Source organism: Furfurilactobacillus curtus (assembly GCF_054657915.1).
In genome coordinates this window covers 116,718-131,734 of sequence record NZ_BAAHXU010000001.1, presented here as the reverse complement: position 1 = coordinate 131,734, position 15,017 = coordinate 116,718, and the positions used below count along the sequence as shown (strand labels likewise).

Genomic DNA, 15,017 nt, shown 5'->3' with positions numbered 1-15,017 from the left:
CCCATTCATCACCGGATTCATCCGGCAAAAAGGTGCCCCAACAGATTAGGCACAAAGACTACGCTAACGAAACTCGATAAAAAAGTGGTCACCTTCCCCAATAATGGAAGTGACGTTTCCCCAAAAGTTGGCGCTAAATAATCAAGCTACGAGCTGGATGGCAGCGCTTCGGAATTCTACCGGAGTCCTGCCATCCAGTTTTATTTTAATTCGTTCATTTCGGAATAGCTGTAGAATTTCCTGTTTAATCGTTGATCAGAAAGACCATCGATGCCCTTTCTGAAAAAGGTTGAATCCAACCATAAACCGTCGTAGTCCCTGTGATGCCATACTTCGTCACCACTTTGTGAATCCCCCACACCATGGTTACAGTCAGCGATTGCGTTCATTTTGTCATTTACTGATAAATACATAAAGAACCCCCTAAATTGGATTTTTCCAACTCAGGGGGTTCACTTCATAACGGAAGCCGACCTCTTTTTTGTCGCATTTTTCTCAATTAAACTAGCCAGCTTAATAATTGTCAGCCTGGCGTTGCAAATTGACGGCTCGCTTATTTTGGTAAGCAGTTTGAATTTCTTCTTGGCTAAAACCAAAGCCGCGTAATCCCATGGTCAAGAATAGATGCCACGCGTGGCCAAAATCACCTTGTCGATGTTCTTTTAAACTACTAAGCACCATACTATTGATTCCCAGATAAACCTGGTCTAAATCCATTTTTGGGCCGACTGCCAACTTGTCTAACTCCGCTGGTGTCAAGACGGTTAAATGCGTCCACTGCTGTTTATGGAAAATTAGTAAAAAGAAATCTAACGCATCGACATATTCTTCTAGGAGCGTCGACCGCTTGCTTTGACCAGGATTATTTTTACCCCGGTGCTCCTTCCAAACTTTAAACCATTCACTAGTATTCGCAATTTCAGCTAGTTCGACCAACAAAGCCACATAAGCATTTTGTAAACTAGCATCACGGCTCCAATGCAGTTGTTTTGCTTGAGCGACTTGCTGATCAAACTCAATGGATTCGCGCAGTAGCAAAGCTAAATCTAACATTGGCACTCACCTCCTTAGGCAAAGATCAATGGATCCGATTGGATTTCCAAATCATCCCGGTTGGCAAGATACCACTGACGAATAAAGTCATAGTTAAGCAGAATTGACATCAGGGAAATCGCATCATTTTTATCAGTGACTGTGATCACCCATTTAGGTGCTTTATTATTACCAGCATTGGCAATGCCAAAGACTGTCCCATCTGCCAATTCAATCATCGCGCCCTGACCACTTGGGGCATTTTGTAACATGTAATGGCTATCCGCAGACGCGACAAAAAGTTTGTCCACCGTACCGGCAGGTAAATCAGCGTGCTTGGTTAAGTAACGGGCCCGATTGTTAGTTTCTAACAAATTATAGTCAGCAGAGAAATCATAGTCTTGCTCAAGATCCTTCGCGAATAGAATCAGCGTTTCAATGGCTGCCATTCGTTGTTCCACTGGCTGATCAGCCAATTCAATCGCGAATAAGTCCGTGAAAGCCTTACTGTTAAACCGTACCTGCTGGCGCTCAAGATTCATGTAAAACAGATGTAGACCAGAGTGCTTGTCGGTAAAGAATGCCCCACCATTCTGACCTCCGACTAACACAAATTTAAAGGCATGCTGATCGCCCAGCGCATCCACTGACAGACTCAGTTCTTCATGTTCTGCGGCACTACTCAAGGTTATCCCAGGTTGACGATGAAGCTCTAGCAGACGACCCATAAACAATAAATAGTAATCCGCCGCGGAATACTGATGTGGGAAGGTAACAAACGTCGTATCCAAATGAAAGGTGAATAACGCTGTAGCAGCTGCTAATAATTCATCAGTATCGCTGGTTTCTGTCAATTGATCTAAGTGATCTGTAAAAGCCAATCCATTTTTTAAACCAGCTTTTAAATTGTTGTTGTAAATCCGAAATCGTTGACTAGGAGATAATGTCACCGGTTTGGGCTTGTGAGCCGCTGATTGATCTTTTGCTTGGCTATCTGCTTCAGTCACCTGTGACGCTTTCATCGGTTCACTTACCGATCCTGCTGATGTTGCATTGTCATCTGCGGTCAACTGCTCTTTTTGCGTCTCACTTGCCATTGTGTTTCACCCCGCTATTTTGTTTTGAAGCTCGGAGCTCCTCGTGTTGTGAATCAGATTCAATGTGCCGACCAATTAAATGGCTTAAGTAGTCCACATAAAGATTAGCATTTCGATCTTCAAACGTGGCGTAATCACCAAACACTTTCCGAATCGCCTGTTTTTCATAACTCAGGATTGTGTCTTCCTTTGCTAATACCAAAGACTCATCTTCATTGGCTTTCATCCCTTTATAGGCATTATTGGCGCGGTCATCCTCATCCGCTAAAACCGTTAAACGATCCAGTAACTCCTGGCGTTCCGATTTAGCACGTCCACCGGCAAAAATGCCGCGGTTTTCACCCACTTCTTTTAGTTGTGCACGCAATTTTTCTTTTTCTAGATCACGTTGTTCTTGTTGATCCATCAACGCTTGCAATTCCTGACTCTGACGAGCAATGTCCTTGATGCGGTCGGAATTATAATTCTTATTTTCAGCCTCTAGGGCAAAGGATTGCGTTAACTTTTCGTATTCCACTTGATCGAAAACAAACTGTACGTTTAGGACATCGAGGTCCCCAAATTGACGTCGATCCCACCAGTTGCCAAAGTAGATTTCAAAGTGTCCTTGATCACTTTCTTCAAAATAAAAGAATGGATAGGTCTGTTTTAAATAAGCTAATAAGTCATGACTGAGATAATGACTTAAGTCCGGATGCAGATCAGTAACCAGACTAGCCAAAGGATTAACTTCGGCTTGATCATTACCCCGAATCAGCGTGGCATAACGTTGCGGGTCAACTAACTCATAGACCCGGCGATCATCAAAAGCATCAATGGCGTCCGTCAAGTCCTGTAAATAATGCGACTTTTGACTTAACTTACCGGATAATGCTGGCTGCACCTGCCGTGCCTGTTCTTCATTTGATTGTGGATTATCCATGCCGTCTTACCCCTAACTTCAAAGTGTCCTTACTGTCTCATCGTACACTAATGCAACCACAGCGACAATCACCACCCGTCAAATCAACGCAATTTTTAACCATTCGCTAGGTTTCACAAATTTCTTTCAAACTAAATGAGAATAAAAATGCCTACCATAACTTGTAATGGTAGGCAGTCGTTTAATAAACGTGAGTTTAAGTTTGAAAACGCAATTTAATACTGTTCCAAATACTGATCTCGCTCCCACTTGGTGACTGACTGACGATAAGAAGCCCACTCAAGCTTCTTAGCCTCAACAAAACTCTGGTATAAGTGATCTCCTAAGGCATCACGCATCGTTGGGTCAGCTTGCAGTGCTTTAGTCGCATTATGCAAATTATCTGGTAAATTACTAATGTGGTTATCCTCACGCTCCGCTTCGTTCATAGAATAAATGTTTCGATCGACCGAATCATTTGGTGTGATTTCATGACGAACCCCATCTAAACCAGCTTCTAGCATCGCTGCAATAGCTAGATAAGGATTAGCTGCCGGATCAACCTGCCGCAATTCCAGACGAGTTGAGTTGCCTCGCGCACTAGGCACCCGCACAAGTGGGGAACGATTGGAACCAGACCAAGCTACATAGACAGGTGCCTCAAAACCAGGTACTAAGCGTTTATATGAGTTCACAATTGGGTTAACAACCGCGGTGAAGGCCCGTGCGTGAGCCAACAGACCTCCGAGGAAATAGTAAGCTGTCTGACTTAGTTGCAATTCGCCATCTGGATCATAAAAGGCGTTACCATCAGCGGTCGATAATGACATATTCATGTGCATCCCAGAACCGTTAATACCTTCCAATGGTTTGGGCATGAACGTCGCAAATAAGCCGTATTTTCTAGCAATCGTTTTAACCACCAGTTTGAAAGTTTGAATATTATCGGCAGCCTCTAAGGCGTCCGCGTACTTGAAATCAATTTCATGCTGGCCTGGAGCGACTTCGTGATGGGCCGCTTCGACTTCAAACCCCATCTTCTCCATTTCTAGCACAATATCCCGGCGGCAATTTTCACCCAAATCCATTGGTGCGAGATCAAAATAACTCCCCTTATCATTTAATTTCAATGTTGGTTCGCCATTTTCGTCCATCTTAAATAAGAAGAATTCGGGTTCTGGCCCAATGTTAAATGCGGTAAAACCGGCCGATCGCATTTCGTTCATCACTCGAATTAAGTTGTTCCGTGGATCCCCAGCAAAGGGTTCACCATCAGACGTGTAAACTTCACAGATTAACCGCGCAACTTTGCCATGTTCACTGCCCCATGGGAAAACCATCCATGTCGCCAAATCAGGAATTAAATACATATCACTTTCTTCAATCCGAACAAACCCATCAATTGACGAGCCATCGAACATGAGCTTGTGGTCAAGTAGTTTTTCAAGCTGACTAACTGGGACTTCTACATTTTTAATTGAACCTAGCAAATCAGTAAACATGAGCCGTAAAAATTCAACATGCTCTGACTTAACCATGTTACGAATATCATCCTTGGTATAATCTTTCCTTGGCATAATCAGTTTTCCTTTCCTTCTAGCGGACTTAAATGGGTTAGAGATGACGCCATAATCCTGGCACTGGTGGCTTCATCCCTGCTAATTGTTGCATCTCTGGTTCTAAATACTGACGCGCCTGTTGATCACTAAGCGAAGTAGTTGTTTGCTTTCGAATCTGCGCCGACTGATTAAAGAGACGTCGCAACGTTGCAAAGTCCATTCCACTTGCTAAGCCATCCTTAACTTCCAATAATCGGTCCACATCTTGTAACGAATACCGGCGCCGGTTACCTTCATTGCGAACTGGGTGAACCAATGCTTGCGACTCATAATAGCGAATTTGCCGAGCTGTAAGCCCAGTCAACGTCATTACCGTGCTCATTGGTAGCACCGAAAGTGACCGACGTAATTGTTTCTCAGCCATGGGCACCTCCTCAATTCAAACCACAACGCCATCAAAGAACTTGTACAAGAGCATCTTCCCACGTTTACTTAAATAAAACAAGCGTTCATGTCACAAGTTCTGACATGAACGCTAATTTAATTTAGTCATCACCTTACTTGGACTGCCAATCGGCCACCCGTTGTTCAATTTCGACGATAGTATCGGCTCCACTAACGAGATCAAACCACTCAACTGGCAGTTGATGGCGAAACCAAGTCAACTGTCGTTTCGCATAGTGGCGAGAATGCTGCTTAATAGCTGCAATGGCTTCATTCAATGATTCCTGATCTTCAAAGTATTCAAATAATTCTTTGTAGCCAATCCCGCGACTGGCCTGCGGCGCTACCTGACGCCGCTCATATAACCAACGAGCTTCCTCTATCAGTCCTGCCGTCATCATCTCGTCTACCCGATGGTTAATCCTTTCATACAAAACCGCTCGATCAGTTGTTAATCCAACGATCAAAGCGTCAAACTGTTGTGAACGTCGTTCTTGCTCCAAAATGGAGTGTCCCGTACTTTCGAAAACTTCCAACGCCCGAATTACCCGGCGAGAATTCCCCATCGGAATTTGATCGGCAGCTTTAGGATCGCGTTCATCCAATTGTTGCCAGAGCCACAGTTGATCGTGCTTTGCCAACATAGTTTGCCAAAATTGTCGACGTTGTTTATCAGCGGGACTGCCTAATCGCAAACCATCCAGCAAGGCTTGGAGATAAAATCCGGTACCGCCAACAATGATTGGCAGTTTTCCGCGTGCAGTAATCTGTCTAATCAAGTTTGTGGCCTCATCTACAAACTGCGCCACGGTGAATCCTTCGCTCACCTCACGAATATCGATTAAATAGTGCGGAATATGTTCTTGCTCGACCGACGTTACTTTAGCAGTCCCAATATCAAGGTGACGATAGACTTGCATCGAGTCCCCAGAAATAACTTCGCCATTAAATTGTTTAGCTAGCTCAATTGAAAGTTGTGTTTTCCCAACCGCCGTGGGTCCCACAACTAGCAGTACTTTGGGTTTGTTCATGCGATCTCCTCTAAAAAACAATTTTAATGACGGGCCTGCTGTTGCCGCAGCTGCTTAGCCAAACGCGCCCGATCGGTAATCACGGCATTAACTTGCTGTTCAAAACATGCTGTCAGCGTCGAACGATCATTCACTGTCCAAACGCGCACCGGCGCCTTTGTGGGCTGCTGATGCCGCTGCCACCACCAAGTTTTCGGGTGCCAAGCAGTAATAATTCCCCGTCTTGACAACCATCGGGCCTGCCAAGACGTGAATCGAAATAATAATGCTGTATCAATTTGTGGTGCCAGTTTGTGAAACCGTTGCAGTCGTTTTGATGAAAAACTGGAAATCACTACTGTAAATGACCACGAGCGAGCCAGAAGTTTTGCCGCCAAACGTGCTTCTAATTGTGGCATGATTTTTTGATGTGTTTTAAGTTCCAAATTAAGAATACCAACAAAATCATGTTGCTGAAGAAAGGCTAACAGTTCATCGACCGTCATCACCCGTCCACGTTGAGCACGGTTACGAATGACCAATGATTGTAAATAAGCTAAGGTATGCGCACTAACCGGGCCGTATCCATTCGTATGTCGTTCCAATCGAGCATCATGGAAAATGACTAACTGGCCATCTTGGGTTTGTTGTACATCAGTTTCAATACCATCAATTCCTAACGATAGCGCATCCGCAAACGCGGTTAACGTGTTTGCTGGTGCATAATCAGTTACGCCACGATGTGCAAAAATCAAAGTCATGATTTTCCTCCACGGTTATCCGTTTAACTGGACGATTGTCTTTAAAACGACGATAATATGATTGTAAACAAAAAGGCAGGTTTCTGTAAAACAGAGCCTAAAAAAGGAGGTTCACCATGAAATCATTTGGCAAAGGCTTCTTATGGGGTACATTAGCAACAATGGGAGCAGTGGCTGCGGCCATTGTTTCATTCCACAAAACCGTTGTTTCTCCAATTGAAGAAGAGGAACAACGTTTTGATGATAATCGTCGACGTGCAATGCGTAAATCTCGCTCAGCTCATCTCGGCTAGTCTAACCACTCTCATCAATTCTAACAAAAAGACGCTGGTTATCTGCTTATTAAGCAGGAAATCAGCGTCTTTTTGTTGTCGTTTACAAGCTTCATTTTTAATCAATGCTTACTAGCTTTAATTTTGCCATCCCAGTGGCCGTAACCATCACTAAGAATAAATAGTTTTGAATAGCCGTGACGAGCTAACCGCAATGCTGCACGAGTACTTAGGGTCTTGCTTTCATCGTACAGGTAAACTGGCAAATCTTCGCGAATTTCTTTGTATCGTTGGCTAAACATCGAGTAAGGAATATTACGGGCACCCAGAATATGGCCGGCGTCGAAATCTTTCTTTTCACGGACATCTACAATTTGGGCCTTACGCATGCCTGCCTGAAAGGCTTCTTGATCCAAAAGCGTAGAAACCTGACGACGCCGAATGATAATATAAATCCGCCAGCCGATCCAACCAACGATCACAGCAATTCCAATAATGTCTAAAATAATTTCCGCAACTGATGCTCCAACTAACACGAATACCCCTCCAACTTGATGTTCATCAATCCAATTAGCTCGATTTTAATCAATAGTGCCATTGTACACATTTACGCAGGCACTGCCTAGCCTTGCGCCAGCTTTTTCTCTTCTAAACGATGTTCATGGTTCAACACGACCTTGGCTTTTAACCAAGTAGGTTTGTCAATCGCGTTCATTTCATGTAAATGATCCAATTCTAACGCCATCATTTCAATATCCCACAGTCGCTTACCAACGTAAACGTAAATACCAAAGACTTTCAGTAGTTGCTGAACATCATATAGCGTCCTAAGTGCATCTGGATCATCACGATATAAATTTGCTTTCATCGTCCACCTCAATTGCTATCTATAATAATGGCAACCCAATCGCACAGATTGCTAACAACGCCAAGCCACCCAGGCCACGCCAGATCCATTTAATCTGACCGTGAACAGTTGGCACCCCAATCACCAGTGCAATCGCAAAGCCACCGATCAAACCACCAATGTGACCCCAGATATCAATCCCTGCGCTAAAAATATCCATGACTAAATTCAAAACAACTAATAAGACGAATTGTCGGCTCATGGCACGAATATATGGGTTTCCATGAAAAACTATGCCCAACATAATAAACGCGCCAAACAGGCCAAAAATCGAAGTACTAGCGCCCGCTGATAGTGTAGTCGGCAGAAAAATAGCGCTCCAAATATTACCAGTCAAACCGCTCACTAAATAGATAGCCAGTAGCCGCCAATGGCCAAAAAGGGTTTCAATCTGTTGACCCAAAAAGTAAAGAACGACCATGTTCATGCCTAAATGCATCACACTCATATGAATAAACATCGGAGTGAACAGGCGCCACCACTGACCAGCTTGAATCGCCGGTGTGTATCGAGCACCAGCCGCTAGTAAACTTTGACCCGAAAAAGTACTGAACAGTGACACGCCTTGAATATGGTAGACCGCCACCATCAATATGAAGACCACAACATTGATCGTCACTAATCCTGCCGTGACCGGAGCCCCATTTACAAATTTGCGCCAGTTAGCCATGGTGATCCTCCTGCATGGAAATGATTTCTTCAATTTTAATATCAAATGGTGTTAATGGCCAGACGACTTGGTGAAACCGCTGCACTGCCAATGCCAGACTGATCGTGTGACCAGCATAATGGGCTAAGTAACGGTCGTAGTAACCTGCACCAAAGCCCAATCGATTGCCATCATCAGCAAATCCAAGACCTGGCACAATAATGAGATCGTGATCTTCAGCGGTAATTTCTTGCCCACCAATTGGCTCATCAACACCAAAGGTTGACGGCTCAAAAGTCACTCCGGGACCTAACGCAACAAAGGCCATCTGCCGTTTAGGCAAAGTTCTTGGCACAGTGACGGTTTTGCCAGCTGCTAATGCTTGCGCAATGAGTGGCCGTGTATCTAATTCAATTGAGGTGCTCATTGTCATACCAATCGTTGTCGCTGCCTGCCACCAAGGATGGCTCACTAACGCACTGATTAATTGTTGCGTTTGGTTGACTTTGTCGGCCGGTGATAAAGCTGTCAGTCGTTGAATAACGGTCTTTCTTACTGCTGCTTTTGTTGGCATCACTTATGACCTCCACAGGTTGTTCAGCAAGATTTAAAACAAACAAAAAAGTGTCTGAGAAATTTCCCAGACACTAATCAGTCATTACTTAGTTTCACGGTGCAAAGTAACTTTGCGATCGTGAGGGCAATACTTGTTTAACTCAATCCGGTCTGGATTGTTGCGCCGATTCTTTGATGACAAGTAAGTCTGTCGACCACATTCGGTGCATTCTAAGGTAATGTGTACGCGCATCTTTAACCCTCCACTCTACTTGAAAATTGGCGAAGACGCCTCAACTCGAACAAGTTTAGCATTTTTTGCTACAAATGACTAGTATTTTTTGTGTCTTTACGCCGTTCACTATTTAAATCCATTGTCACTTTGAACATCTTTCCAGTACAGATTGTAAATTTCTGCTGCAATGTTCTGGTTGACGAGGTACGAAGCAGTTGTTTCTGGCAATCCAGGCACCGCCACCGCGATTGCGACTTGTGGATCCGAAGTTGGCGCATAAGTGATGATACTGGAAGTGACCGTTTGTTGACCGTTCACAAACGTTTCAGCAGTCCCGGTCTTGGCAACAATCCCTGGTTTCACTTTCTGCAATACGTCGGCCCCGGTCCGGTGAGCGGATGTCCCATTAACCACTTGATACATCCCTTGCTTAACGATAGCTTTGGCCTCTGGACTAGCATCTACATAATTCAAAGCTTGCGGTTCAGCTTGGTATTCAACTGCCCCTAACCCACCGTTCTTATTAGTGCCTCGAATTTGGTCAACCAGATATGGACGCATGCGGTAACCCCCATTAGCCAGTGTGGAAACGTACTGACCCAACTGTAACGTCGTGTAAGCATCATAGTTACCAAACGCCTCTACCAATGCAGAACCAATTTGTTTGCGCCCTGAAAGGCCCTTCAGTCCTGCTGATTCTCCTGGCAAATCGATGCCGGTTTTAACACCTAATCCGTATTGGCTGAAGTTGTTACGCAGCGTTTGAAACATTGAAGTTGGCACATTATTGACAGATTCACCCGGTGTATATTTGAAACCAGCCATCTTCATCCCAATCTGCACGGCATATGAGTTCGATGAAGTTTCTAAGGCCATTGCGGCATTCATCGGGATTTCTTGGTTTTGATTCCAGTCCGTAGTAATTTTCGATGTTCCTGTTAACACAATTGGTTGATCCACCAACGTATTATTGCTAGGTGTAATTACACCGGCTTCAAATCCACCAGTAATAATTGCTGGCTTCACCACAGATCCCATAACAATTGGTTGATTAATGGCACCTAAAGCATCCGTTGTAACTTTACCAGTATTGGGGTTTCGTGAATCCCCTGCCATCGCAAGAATAGCGCCTGTTTTAGGGTTCATCACGACCGCGTAAGCGCCTTGGCAGGTCCCGCCAGGTAATTGTTTATCAATCTCTGATTGCACGGCATCTTGAAACTTAGAGTTGACCGTTAAGACCAAGTTAGATCCCTTCTTACCAGCGTACTCTTGAATTTGTTTGGTTACTTTACCACCACTGCTAACCTCAACGGATGTCCGCGACTTTGTTCCCTTTAGAATCGGTTCATACGCTTTTTCAATATAACTGGAGCCAACTGAGTCATTTCGTGAATAACCTTGAGATAATAAAATATTAACCTCGTCGGCAGGCAGACCTTGTTTTTCGCTAGTTACTGTGCCCACAAAGCTTTTGACTGAATTTCCTGATGGATATGAACGGGACCAACTCGTCGACGTTTTAACGCCAGGCATTTCAGAAAGATGTTCGCCAATTTGTGAAATTTCCGCAGTTGAAACATCGCTCTCTTTGATGTATGTCGTTGACAACGCATAGGCACCATTCATTTTAGTGAAAATAGCCGCCGCGTTTTTCTGACGGTCTGAAAAATTGTCAAAATGTTTGGCCACATAGTCCTCACTGGCCTCAGCTAATGCGTTGGCACTCAATACGTTAGCCTTGGGAATTTTTTTAGCAATGGCTTGTTGATGAGCGGGGTCAGCTAAATAATAAATTGCCGATTGTCGATCCGTCAGTGAACTCGTATCGATAGTTAAATAGCGACCCAATTTATTGGCAACTTGATACATATCAGCAGAAGAGACATTCACACCCTTAGTATAACTGATGGCCTGGTGCGCCTCGTTGCCTACAAGAACCTGACCAGTAGAATCATAAATCATTCCTCGCTGAACATTATTAGTTTCAATTGTATTGTCAGTTCGGTTAACCTCCGCTTTGAAAGCCGCTCCATTTTGTAATTGAAGATATGCCATCTGACCCACAAGCGCTAGCAATAGCAAAAAGACAATCACTAGCAGCAAGTTCAAGCGCATGGGAATTCGAACAGTCTGATCATCTTGATGACTATTTGCTCGTCGTCGTTGAATAAACTTATTAAACACGGAAGCTTCAACCTACCTTATCTTGACACCATTTGTCGTCTAAAAACTTTAAATTGTGTTGTAATTCTAGCTAAATGACTTTGTCGTCTTAAAGCAATCGTCTATCATTGTAAATGATGTTACGCGAAAGCTAAAGCGGCGACGCTAAACTTTATGCTTTTTTCAAACGCGAGAAAGGATTGATCCCTTTGCAAATTCACTTAAATTTGAAAGATCACTGGCCGCTTTACCTCAGCTTCTTGATTCCAGCCTTGTTCATGACTAGCTACTTTGCTAGTCGAGGAATGGCGCCGTTTGGCAACAGCTCTTTGCTAACCGTCGATATGGGACAGCAATATATTGATTTCTTTGCCTTCTTTCGTAATACCTTATTACACCAACCAGGCAACTTTTTTTATAGTTTCGGTAAAGCCTTAGGTGGCGAAACAACTAGCCTGTGGGCCTATTACTTAATGAGTCCTTTTAATTTATGCTTATTACCCTTTTATAAAGGTGGGCTCAGTAGTGGGGTCTTATTGATCACTGTTTTAAAATACGGCTGTGCTGGTCTCAGCCTAGCTTGGGTCCTAGATCGACTCAACCTCCAACACAGTTGGCGATTGCCGACCCTTGCCACTGCCTACTCAATGTGCGGATGGACCATCGCTAACCAGTTAAATTTGATGTGGCTCGATGCTTTGATTTTACTTCCATTAGTTGTTTTTGGTCTTGAACAACTCGTTGTTAACCAGCGTTACTTGCCCTACATTGGCTGGTTAGCCGCCATTTTCATCATCAACTATTACATGGCGTACATGATCAGTTTGTTCACGCTACTTTATTTGATCTTTAGTATCATTTGGCACCGTTTAAATCGTCGCCAAGTCTTCCGAGCGACGCTCAGGTATCTGAGCAGTTCAATACTCGCTGTTGGCTTAGCCAGTTTCATTTTAATTCCGACTTATCTGGCCCTACAACTCAGCAAAACTAGCTACACGCTAGCGCCAATTAAGTGGAAATTCGATTATTTTCCACCGAAAATGTTAGGCAAATTTTTCCCTGGTAGCTTTAACTTTGCTCAAATGCCTAAAGGTCAGCCCAACTTGTTCGTGGGCGCCGTCGTGATTATCCTAGTCATCGCCTTTTTCCTTGAATCATCGGTTAAATGGCCGGTTAAACTGGCTGCCGGCCTAATAACAGCTATCTTGGGACTGTCAGTTTGTTATACGCCCCTAAACCTATTGTGGCACGCCGGACAATTTCCAATTTGGTACCCTTATCGCTTTTCGTTCATTGTTTGTTTTTGGCTCGTGTGGTTAAGTGCCATCGCATGGCCTAAACAAATTGCTTTAAAGTGGCGAACAATTATAGTCACGTTGCTATTGCTCATCGCCGTGACCACTTATTGCTATGTTAATCTCCGCCAAGTTAACTTTTTGACAGTTGGTCAGTTACTAACTGGTTTTATCATCATGCTGATTGCTTTAATTTGTTTTACACCGTGGCCTGGACATTATCTTTGGTTGCGTCCCTTTATCCTCATCTTGACGATTGCTGATTTAGGCACCAATGCCGTCTTATCACTCAATAAAATTAGCTATGTGCCTCAGCGTCAGTTTGCCGTTTACACTGATACGCTCGATACCGCGAGTCAGACAACTAAAAAAACCGACGCTGGCTTTTATCGGATCGGTAGCACTTTCCAGCGAACCAAAGATGATCCACTTCAGGGCGACTACGCTGGTGGTTCTCACTTTGGGTCCACTTTGGAACGAAAAACGATCGGTTTTTACGATCTTACCGGTAATCCGGATGGTGATGGCTTTGTGACTTATGCTAACGGAACGCAATTTATGGACGCTTTGCTTAATTTTAAATATTTCTGGAGCGTTAATGAGACACCGTTACCTGGTCACAAATCCACCGCAGATGATTTACCAGCGTTAACCATGAAGCCCGATTTGCATCGATACACCGCTATCACGCAACTACCTCAAACAACAACATATCGTAATCCAAATGCGCTAGGAATCGGCTTTATGGCTGCGGGGACCACCCAAAAACTAAAAGACATCATGCGCGATCCAATGACTAACCAGAATCAATTGTGGGACGCCCTTTTAGGCCAGCAGCCTACGTCACAACTTTTCCAAGCCGTCAATTTTGATCAAGTGTCATTTCATAATACCAACTCGCTCACCAATATCACGGGAAGCACGTTGACAAAGCGTAACCTTAAACGACCCGCCACCATGACCTTAACGTTCACGCCGCCTACTGATGATGCCTATTATCTGTCTTTGGGAGCTAATCTACAGAAAGAAAATGTGCGAATCACGCTTAATGATCGCCCACTAGCGCAATTTGATACATTTCGAAATACAGTTTTAGTTAATCTGGCCAATCGGCAAAAGGGCCAGCCACAAACGATCACATTTCACTTGAAGAAACCAGCACTGTGGTTGCAAAACGTGACGCTCTATCACCTCCCCCAGCGATCATTTGCAGCTGGTATTAGCAAATTGCAGCAACATCCACTGACCGTGACAAGTTGGGGGACCACTCATGTCTCTGGTACCGTAACTGCAACTGCGCAACAACCAATCCTCATGACCTCCATTCCCGCCCAACCTGGTTGGCGCATCATGGTCGATGGTCATTCGATCCGGCCATTTACTGTTGCTGATGAATTCATGGCAATCAAGTTAACGCCTGGCCATCATAAAATCCAGTTTCGTTATCAAACACCCGGGTTGTGGTTAGGTATCGGGCTATCAGTTGCTTCGTTATTGGTCGTGGAATTTGTCCCTCGGTTTCAACGATGGCAAAAAAAGTATCACCATGTTACCGGATAAATCAATTTTCTCAGCATAAAACAAATTAGCAAACCACCCGCACCGTTCAAGGTCATCCACCTGCACGAAAAAATCACGCCAACAGCGTGATTTTTTATTTAGAATCAATTCAATTATTGAATAATCAACTGGTCGCTAATGCCATCCGATAGCGATTGTTTAAGCCTCAGGTTGAGCAACATACTGATAAATAGGCTCATCCGTCTGGGGATCATAATCAATCACAAAATCATAGCCTTCGAAAAACCAAGCGTCGCCGTAGTTCACGAAATATTTAATCCCGTCCTTTTCAGTTTCAGCAACGGGCCGATCTGGCTCCTTATCAGGCACCATTGCCATGGAAAAGCCTTCATGGACAGGAGTCTTACCGTAAACCTTCCCATAAAATTTCATGCCGTCGCCTGGTTCCAGGCCAACCTCGGTCTGAAACCATTTACTAGCAGCGTCTGTAACCGTAATTTGCATGCTAACTGCCTCCACATAATGAATTCGCTTTCAATGGCTTAACTCTATCACAAATCTTTGTGAAAGCAAACAAATGAAATTACGTCAAGCCCCATGAATACCGGCTTTT

The 15,017-nt window shown here is 44.1% G+C and carries 17 protein-coding genes; 2 read left to right on the top strand and 15 right to left on the bottom strand.

The genetic code is table 11. The annotated features are described in order from the left end of the window. Window positions 1-200: 200 nt before the first annotated feature. The 8 genes from ACYQ0Y_RS00800 to ACYQ0Y_RS00765 form a co-directional block, all read right to left on the bottom strand. On the bottom strand, window positions 201-413 hold the full coding sequence (locus ACYQ0Y_RS00800; RefSeq protein ID WP_407882115.1) for a hypothetical protein: 213 nt from the start codon (window positions 411-413) through the stop codon (window positions 201-203). 100 nt (window positions 414-513) lie between these two features. After that, on the bottom strand, window positions 514-1,053 hold the full coding sequence (locus ACYQ0Y_RS00795) for a dUTP diphosphatase (RefSeq protein WP_407882113.1): 540 nt from the start codon (window positions 1,051-1,053) through the stop codon (window positions 514-516). A gap of 14 nt (window positions 1,054-1,067) precedes the next feature. After that, window positions 1,068-2,129 carry a hypothetical protein gene (locus tag ACYQ0Y_RS00790; protein ID WP_407882111.1) on the bottom strand — a complete coding sequence of 354 codons (1,062 nt, stop codon included), beginning with the start codon at window positions 2,127-2,129 and terminating at the stop codon, window positions 1,068-1,070. Next, entirely contained in the window at window positions 2,119-3,051 is a 933-nt protein-coding gene (locus ACYQ0Y_RS00785) for an exonuclease SbcC (RefSeq protein WP_407882109.1), read from the bottom strand. Before ACYQ0Y_RS00785 ends, ACYQ0Y_RS00790 begins: the two co-directional genes overlap by 11 nt. Window positions 3,052-3,266: 215 nt before the next feature. Beyond that, a complete protein-coding gene (glnA, locus tag ACYQ0Y_RS00780; RefSeq protein WP_407882107.1) occupies window positions 3,267-4,607 on the bottom strand; it encodes a type I glutamate--ammonia ligase in 1,341 nt (446 codons plus the stop codon). Window positions 4,608-4,644: 37 nt separating this feature from the next. Next, a complete protein-coding gene (locus ACYQ0Y_RS00775; RefSeq protein ID WP_407882105.1) occupies window positions 4,645-5,013 on the bottom strand; it encodes a MerR family transcriptional regulator in 369 nt (122 codons plus the stop codon). A gap of 133 nt (window positions 5,014-5,146) precedes the next feature. Next, on the bottom strand, window positions 5,147-6,064 hold the full coding sequence (miaA, locus tag ACYQ0Y_RS00770) for a tRNA (adenosine(37)-N6)-dimethylallyltransferase MiaA (RefSeq protein ID WP_407882103.1): 918 nt from the start codon (window positions 6,062-6,064) through the stop codon (window positions 5,147-5,149). Window positions 6,065-6,087: 23 nt separating this feature from the next. After that, the gene (locus ACYQ0Y_RS00765) at window positions 6,088-6,804 is read right to left on the bottom strand and encodes a glycerophosphodiester phosphodiesterase (RefSeq protein WP_407882102.1); all 717 of its coding nucleotides are present in this window, start codon (window positions 6,802-6,804) and stop codon (window positions 6,088-6,090) included. A 116-nt stretch (window positions 6,805-6,920) separates the two neighbouring features. Here ACYQ0Y_RS00765 and ACYQ0Y_RS00760 point away from each other — a divergent pair, with 116 nt between their 5' ends. Then, window positions 6,921-7,097 carry a DUF3042 family protein gene (locus tag ACYQ0Y_RS00760; RefSeq protein WP_407882101.1) on the top strand — a complete coding sequence of 59 codons (177 nt, stop codon included), beginning with the start codon at window positions 6,921-6,923 and terminating at the stop codon, window positions 7,095-7,097. 101 nt (window positions 7,098-7,198) lie between these two features. On the opposite strand, the gene ACYQ0Y_RS00755 is transcribed toward ACYQ0Y_RS00760, so the two are convergent. The 6 genes from ACYQ0Y_RS00755 to ACYQ0Y_RS00730 form a co-directional block, all read right to left on the bottom strand. Further along, window positions 7,199-7,612 carry a rhodanese-like domain-containing protein gene (locus ACYQ0Y_RS00755; RefSeq protein ID WP_407882099.1) on the bottom strand — a complete coding sequence of 138 codons (414 nt, stop codon included), beginning with the start codon at window positions 7,610-7,612 and terminating at the stop codon, window positions 7,199-7,201. An 86-nt stretch (window positions 7,613-7,698) separates the two neighbouring features. Next, window positions 7,699-7,944 carry a YqgQ family protein gene (locus ACYQ0Y_RS00750; RefSeq protein ID WP_407882098.1) on the bottom strand — a complete coding sequence of 82 codons (246 nt, stop codon included), beginning with the start codon at window positions 7,942-7,944 and terminating at the stop codon, window positions 7,699-7,701. 19 nt (window positions 7,945-7,963) lie between these two features. Further along, entirely contained in the window at window positions 7,964-8,653 is a 690-nt protein-coding gene (locus tag ACYQ0Y_RS00745) for a rhomboid family intramembrane serine protease (RefSeq protein WP_407882096.1), read from the bottom strand. Next, complete coding sequence (locus tag ACYQ0Y_RS00740; protein WP_407882094.1) at window positions 8,646-9,206, bottom strand: 5-formyltetrahydrofolate cyclo-ligase; 561 nt, start codon at window positions 9,204-9,206, stop codon at window positions 8,646-8,648. Before ACYQ0Y_RS00740 ends, ACYQ0Y_RS00745 begins: the two co-directional genes overlap by 8 nt. Before the next feature lie 84 nt (window positions 9,207-9,290). Next, window positions 9,291-9,440 (bottom strand): 50S ribosomal protein L33, encoded by a 150-nt coding sequence (rpmG, locus tag ACYQ0Y_RS00735; protein ID WP_081495844.1) that lies wholly within the window; start codon window positions 9,438-9,440, stop codon window positions 9,291-9,293. 108 nt (window positions 9,441-9,548) lie between these two features. After that, window positions 9,549-11,540 (bottom strand): peptidoglycan D,D-transpeptidase FtsI family protein, encoded by a 1,992-nt coding sequence (locus ACYQ0Y_RS00730; RefSeq protein WP_407882567.1) that lies wholly within the window; start codon window positions 11,538-11,540, stop codon window positions 9,549-9,551. A 257-nt stretch (window positions 11,541-11,797) separates the two neighbouring features. Here ACYQ0Y_RS00730 and ACYQ0Y_RS00725 point away from each other — a divergent pair, with 257 nt between their 5' ends. Next, window positions 11,798-14,443 carry a YfhO family protein gene (locus tag ACYQ0Y_RS00725; RefSeq protein WP_407882092.1) on the top strand — a complete coding sequence of 882 codons (2,646 nt, stop codon included), beginning with the start codon at window positions 11,798-11,800 and terminating at the stop codon, window positions 14,441-14,443. A gap of 159 nt (window positions 14,444-14,602) precedes the next feature. Here the strand turns inward: ACYQ0Y_RS00725 and ACYQ0Y_RS00720 are convergent, their stop codons facing one another. Next, window positions 14,603-14,908, bottom strand: coding sequence for a HesB/YadR/YfhF family protein (locus ACYQ0Y_RS00720; protein ID WP_407882090.1), 306 nt, complete (start codon window positions 14,906-14,908; stop codon window positions 14,603-14,605). Between the last annotated feature and the right edge of the window lie 109 nt (window positions 14,909-15,017).